Genomic DNA, 5,521 nt, shown 5'->3' with positions numbered 1-5,521 from the left:
TGGGTAACAGCGTCACCCGGGAGGGCGCCAGCCACGGGTTTCTCTGGTCGGCCGGCACAATATCGGATCTCGGGACCCTCGGCGGTTCCTCGACCGTCGTCGCCGACGTGAACAACGCCAGGCAGATCGTGGGGACCAGCGAGACCTCGGACGGCCATTCCCGCGCGTTCCTGTGGGACGGCGGCCGCATGACCGATCTCGGGACCCTTGGCAGTGACCTGACCTGCACAGCGAGGCGGTCGCCGTGAACAGGCTCGGTCAGGTGCTGGTGCGCAGCCTCGGACCGTCGGGTGGCGGGTTCCTGTGGATCGCGGGTCGCCGCATCCCGATCACCTCACCGCTCGGCCCGCTGGAGCTTCTCGGCCTCAATGATCACGGTGTGGTGTGCGGGACGGTGCCCTCGGGTCAGGGCAGCCACGCGTTCCGCTGGTACCGCGGCCGGCTGACCGATCTGGGCACCCTCGGAGGACCGGTGAGCACGGGCAACGCCACCACCCCGAACAACGCCGTGCTCGGTTCCGCGACCACCACGGACTCCCCGTTTCCCCATGCGGCATTCTGGCCAAACACCGGCGCCTGACGTTCTCGGCGAGCCGTCACAATGGTTTCTCGGTGACGAGGGGCTTCTCGGTGACGAGGCCGCCGTTGACGTGCAGCCGGCGGGTCACGGCGACCCTGTCGAGCATGCGCCGATCATGGGTGACGAGTAGCAGGGTGCCCGCATAGCCGGCCAGCGCCTGTTCGAGCTGATCGATCGCCGGAAGGTCGAGGTGGTTGGTGGGTTCGTCGAGCACCAGGCAGTTCACGCCGACCGCCTGCAGCAGCGCGAGCCCCGCCCGGGTGCGTTCTCCCGGCGACAGGGACGCCGCCGGCCGGGTGACCTGATCCGGGCCGAGACCGAACTTCGCGAACAGGGTGCGCACCTCACCCGCCGGCCAACTGGTCGCCCGCTCGGCGACGGCCAGCGCCGTGGCCTCACCCCGGAACAGGCCGCGGGCCTGGTCGATCTCGCCGAGCCGCACGCCGGACCCGAGTGCCTGGTGCCCCCGGGCCAGGGGGATGCGGCCGAGCAGCGCACCCAGCATGGTCGTCTTGCCCCCGCCGTTCGGCCCGGTGATCACCACCCGGTCCGCCCACGCGATCGTCAGATCGACCGGCCCCAGAGTGAAGCCCGACCGGGCCACCACCGCGCCGGTCAATGTCGCGACGACATCGCCCGACCGGGGCGCGGCTGCGATCGACATGCGCAGCTGCCATTCCTTGCGGGGCTCCTCGACCTCCGCCAACCGGTCGATGCGGGACTCGATGGACCGGACCCTGGCCGCGCTCTTCGTCGCCGCCTCGATCCGGGCTCCCTTGGCAGCCCGGTCACCGTCGGGCATCCGCCGCTTCGCCCGCACCGAACCCCGCACCGCCTGCTCCCGCTGGCGTTGCGCCTGAGCGACGAGATCGGCTCGCTGGCCGGCGTACTCCTCGTACCGCTCCCGGGCCTGACGCCGCGCGACCTCGCGGGCCTGCAGGTACGCCGTCCATCCGCCAGCGAAGAGGGTGAGGCCGTGCCGGTGCGGATCGAGTTCGGCGACGGTGTCGATGGTGCGGTCGAGGAACTCGCGGTCGTGGCTGACGACGACCAGCGCCCCGGGCACGCCTTGGACGAACCGCTCGAGCCGTTCCAGCCCGTCGAAGTCGAGGTCGTTGGTGGGCTCGTCGAGCAGGGTGATGTCGAACCGGGACAGCAGGACGCCGGCCAGCGATCCCCGGGCGGCCTGCCCGCCGGACAACGCCGTCGTCGGGCTGTCGAGCGCGCCCGCGGGCAGACCGAGATCGGCGCACACCTCTTCGGCGCGGGCGTCGAGGTCGGCCGCGCCGATCGCCAGCCACCGCTCCAGGGCGACGCTGTAGCGGTCGTCGACCCCGGACATGCCAGGAGCCCCGGACATGCCCAGGGCCAACGCCTCGGTCGCGGCGTCGAGCTCGGCCTGCGCCGCGGCGACGCCGGTGCGACGGGCGAGGAAGGCCCGCAGGGTCTCCCCGGGGTGGCGGTCGGGTTCCTGGGGGAGCAGGCCGACGTTGGCGGTCGGCGGCGCGAGATCCACCCGGCCCGCGTCGAGCGTCACCTGCCCGGCGAGGGCACGCAACAGCGTCGACTTACCGACGCCGTTGGGCCCCACCACGCCGAGACGGTCGCCGGGCGCGACGGTGAGGGAGACGCCGTCGAGGACGGTCGCCCCACCGCGGGTGACGGTGAGGCCGGACGCGACGAGGGTGGCGGACATCTGACCAGTCTGGCGCATGGACGACGCATCGCGTCCCGCCCCCTGTGGTCGCCTCCATCCGGTGGGATCCTACGGTGGGACCGTGCGGCTGACCGACGTCGAGGCCCGCACCCGGTTCACCCCGGCGCGGGTCGCCCGGCTGGCCACCGCCGGTGGCGACGGACGTCCACACATCGTGCCCGTCACCTTCGCCGTGAACGCGGGCGCCGTGAACGCGGGCGCGGCCAGCGTCGTCACCGCAGTCGATCACAAACCGAAGAGCACGGTCGGGGGTCTGCGGCGCCTGCGCAACATCACCGAGAATCCTCAGGTCAGCCTGCTCGTCGACGCCTACGACGACGACTGGTCGCGGCTGTGGTGGGCGCGCGCCGACGGCGAGGCCCGCATCGTCCGGGCGGGCGAACCCGGACACGCCCCCGCCGTCGAACTGCTCATCGCCCGATATGACCAGTACCAGGCCGCCCCGCCCGCCGGGCCGGCAATCATCGTGACGGTGGCCCGCTGGTCAGGGTGGGCCTTCTCGGCGTAGCCGGCTGTTGACATCGCCGGCCCTCGATATCGCCGGCTGTTGACATCGCCCTCAGCGCGGGCCGGTTTCGGTCGTACCCGGCGCCCGGGGGCGGTCCCAGCCGGGAGGCAGGGTATCCGGTGTGCGCCAGGACGGGTCCGGCTGGAAATCGCACCAGGTGCCGTCGAACGGGAACGCCCCCGCCTCGACGAGCCGCAGCAGCCGCTCGCCCTCGGCCCGCACCGCCGCCGCGTCGGTGACCCAGTAGTGCTCGGGAAACGCGAGCCGTTCCGCGAGCTCGTGCTCGTCCTTCCACTGCCAGGTCCGGTCCGGGCAGACCCACAGGTCGAGGTCGTGGTCGGTCGTATCCACCCCGACGAGTCCGTCGTGGCGCCAGGCCACGGCGGGTGCCTCGAGATTGATGTACCAACGGGCGAACCGCCCCTGCCGGTCCCAGAACCACCACACCGAGTGTGCGCCCGCCGGCGGGATCAGCATGAGGATGTTCGGCCCAGGCCAGGCCCTCGTCACCAGCACCGTGGATTGGCGGATCCATTCGGCGAACGGCATGTCGCGCAGGCCCCGACCGTCCGTACTCAGCTCGACGGCCATCGGGCAGCCGTGCGGGATCCACAGCCGCAGGCCGCGCTCATCGTGGCCGACCACGTGACCCGCGCGGACGAAGACGAGCCGCTTGGTGGTGAACGACCGGTGCACGACCACTTCGCCCGGGGCGAATTCGCCCGGGACGAACGGACCCGCCGGTGCGGCGCCCGAACCGGGCAGTGGCGATGCCTGGGGACCGGGATGGGGACCGGCCTGGGAACCGGGATCGTACGCCACGGGGCTTTCCAGCTTCGTCACCGTCAGACTGTACGGTGCCGCCCCGCCCCGGCGTGTCCCCCGCCACAACACTCACAACAGACGGGATGGGACGCTCATGACAGTCGATTCCGCCGTCGATCAACCGACGGCACCGGCCAGCAGCTCCCGGACGACGGGCACCATCGGATGCTCCGTCCCCCAGACCCTGAGCAGATCGGCGAGCAGCGCCGATAGGGTCTCGGCTGCCGACGCCCGATGGCCGGCGCCGAGCTGCAACAGCCCGATCTGCCGTCGCAGCTCGAAGACCTGGGCGTCGTCCGCACCGAACACCCTGATCTCGTCCTCCAGCAGCCCACGAAGCTGTTCGAGCGCCTGGCCGGTCTCACCGATCAGGGCCCGGCAGGTTGCCTCCCGCAGACGGCAGCGCAGAACCCGCTCGCTGTCCGGAGCGTCCCGGTGGACGAGATCGACGAGAAGCGTGCGGTAGCCGTCCACCGCGCGGCGGAAGTCACCGCCCTCGAACAGGTGGTCCGCCAGATCGAGACGGAGCGCGAGCACGTCCGCGCTGTCGTGGCCGAGGGCACGACCGGCCCGGTCCACCGCCGCCGCCAGCACACCGGCGGCCTGGCTGTAGCGGGAAGCCCGGGCCAACGTCCGAGCCTCGTCCCGGGCACGACGAAGCTCGGACCGCCCGACCCCGCCACCGGATTCCCCGGGCGGTCCAGCGGCGGATCCCCGTGTGGAGGCGGCGGTGTTCCGGGCCACCCCGCGCGGTACCACCCGGGCCGCGACCGCCGCATACATCCTTACCGGGTTGTCCACGGCGTCGTCGACGGCCCCGGGAAGCGGGCCGAGGTCCACCACGGATTCGACCAACGCCGCGTACACCTTCTCCACGCCGTACGGGCGATCCTCCGGTGCCTTGCTCAGCATCGCGGCGACCAGCTCGTCGAGGCCGCGCGGCACGTCGGCGCGCAGCGACCGCACCCGCGCCGGGACCTCCTCGACCTGCTTGTTCATCACCGTGTAGGACGACGCACCGGCGAACAGCCGCTGACCGGTCAACATCTCGAACAGCGTGGCACCCAGCGCGTAGATGTCGGTGGCGGGCGTGCTCAGGCCGGCAAGCACCTGCTCGGGCGCCATGTAGGCAGGGCTGCCGAGGTGCTGGCCGGTCACCGTGATCTTCGACAGGTTGGTCCGGTCGAGCGCAACGGCGAGCCCGAAGTCCAGCACCTTCACGGTACCGTCCGGCTCCAGCATCAGGTTCGCCGGTTTGAGGTCGCGGTGCACGAGCGACGCTCGGTGCGCCACCGCGAGCACCGAGGCCACCTGGGCGGCAATCGCGGCGGCCCAGCCGACGGGCAGCGCGCCCTGCTCGGCGACGAGATCCGCCACGCTGAGGCCGTGCACCCGCTGCATGACCAGGTAGGGACGCTCCTCGTGGGTACCCGCGTCGTACACCGCCGGCACCCCCGGATGCAGCAGGCGGGCGGTGATGCGGGACTCCCGGATGAACCGGCGGATCAGCTCCTGGTCGGGCTGGCCGTCGGGAAAACGGACGAACTTGACCGCGATCTCCCGGTCGAGTTTCACATCCCGGCCGACCCAGACCTCACCCATTCCGCCCTTGGCCAATGGAACAGCCTCGAGCTCATACCGCCTGCCGATCATCCACCGCGCGGCCACCGTGCCCCCGTCCCTTCCCAGGGCCGCGCAGAGATCACGCTACGTTGCGATCGGTGACGTTTTGTAGACGTGCTGTGGGGTGACTCGGGGCGCCCTGGGCGACACAGCGCGAGCGAAGCGTCCCTTTCCCCATGCGTACCCGGCACGGGCCGCGCAAACCAGCTCCGCACGCCCAGATATCGGTTCGAGGAACACGGCAAAGCTCTTCGAGGAAAACTTCCGG

Annotated in this window: 5 protein-coding genes and 1 pseudogene; 3 read left to right on the top strand and 3 right to left on the bottom strand. The window is 71.5% G+C overall.

The window, feature by feature from the left end:
- Window positions 1-248, top strand: a pseudogene (locus AC08OX_RS14380) (HAF repeat-containing protein); the annotation flags it as partial.
- Window positions 245-580 carry a hypothetical protein gene (locus AC08OX_RS14375; RefSeq protein ID WP_476608288.1) on the top strand — a complete coding sequence of 112 codons (336 nt, stop codon included), beginning with the start codon at window positions 245-247 and terminating at the stop codon, window positions 578-580. The pseudogene AC08OX_RS14380 and the gene AC08OX_RS14375, both read left to right, overlap by 4 nt.
- A 16-nt stretch (window positions 581-596) precedes the next feature.
- On the opposite strand, the gene AC08OX_RS14370 is transcribed toward AC08OX_RS14375, so the two are convergent.
- Window positions 597-2,276, bottom strand: a complete 1,680-nt coding sequence (locus tag AC08OX_RS14370; protein ID WP_476608287.1) for an ABC-F family ATP-binding cassette domain-containing protein — start codon at window positions 2,274-2,276, stop codon at window positions 597-599.
- Between the two features lie 82 nt (window positions 2,277-2,358).
- On the opposite strand from AC08OX_RS14370, the gene AC08OX_RS14365 reads away from it, so the two are divergent.
- Window positions 2,359-2,805 (top strand): TIGR03668 family PPOX class F420-dependent oxidoreductase, encoded by a 447-nt coding sequence (locus AC08OX_RS14365; protein WP_476608286.1) that lies wholly within the window; start codon window positions 2,359-2,361, stop codon window positions 2,803-2,805.
- A gap of 51 nt (window positions 2,806-2,856) precedes the next feature.
- On the opposite strand, the gene AC08OX_RS14360 is transcribed toward AC08OX_RS14365, so the two are convergent.
- Together AC08OX_RS14360 and AC08OX_RS14355 are read right to left on the bottom strand one after the other, a co-directional pair.
- The gene (locus tag AC08OX_RS14360) at window positions 2,857-3,648 is read right to left on the bottom strand and encodes a ribonuclease FAU-1 family protein (RefSeq protein WP_476608285.1); all 792 of its coding nucleotides are present in this window, start codon (window positions 3,646-3,648) and stop codon (window positions 2,857-2,859) included.
- A 99-nt stretch (window positions 3,649-3,747) separates the two neighbouring features.
- Entirely contained in the window at window positions 3,748-5,298 is a 1,551-nt protein-coding gene (locus AC08OX_RS14355; RefSeq protein ID WP_476608284.1) for a serine/threonine-protein kinase, read from the bottom strand.
- Window positions 5,299-5,521: the final 223 nt, after the last annotated feature.

Source organism: Frankia sp. CoBUL1 (assembly GCF_978021245.1).
This window is presented reverse-complemented; position numbering and strand designations above follow the sequence as displayed.

Bases quoted from the DNA above. Each gene is read 5' to 3' on its own strand.
- AC08OX_RS14370 (WP_476608287.1), bottom strand. From the start codon at position 2,276: ATGTCCGCCACCCTCGTCGCGTCCGGCCTCACCGTCACCCGCGGTGGG.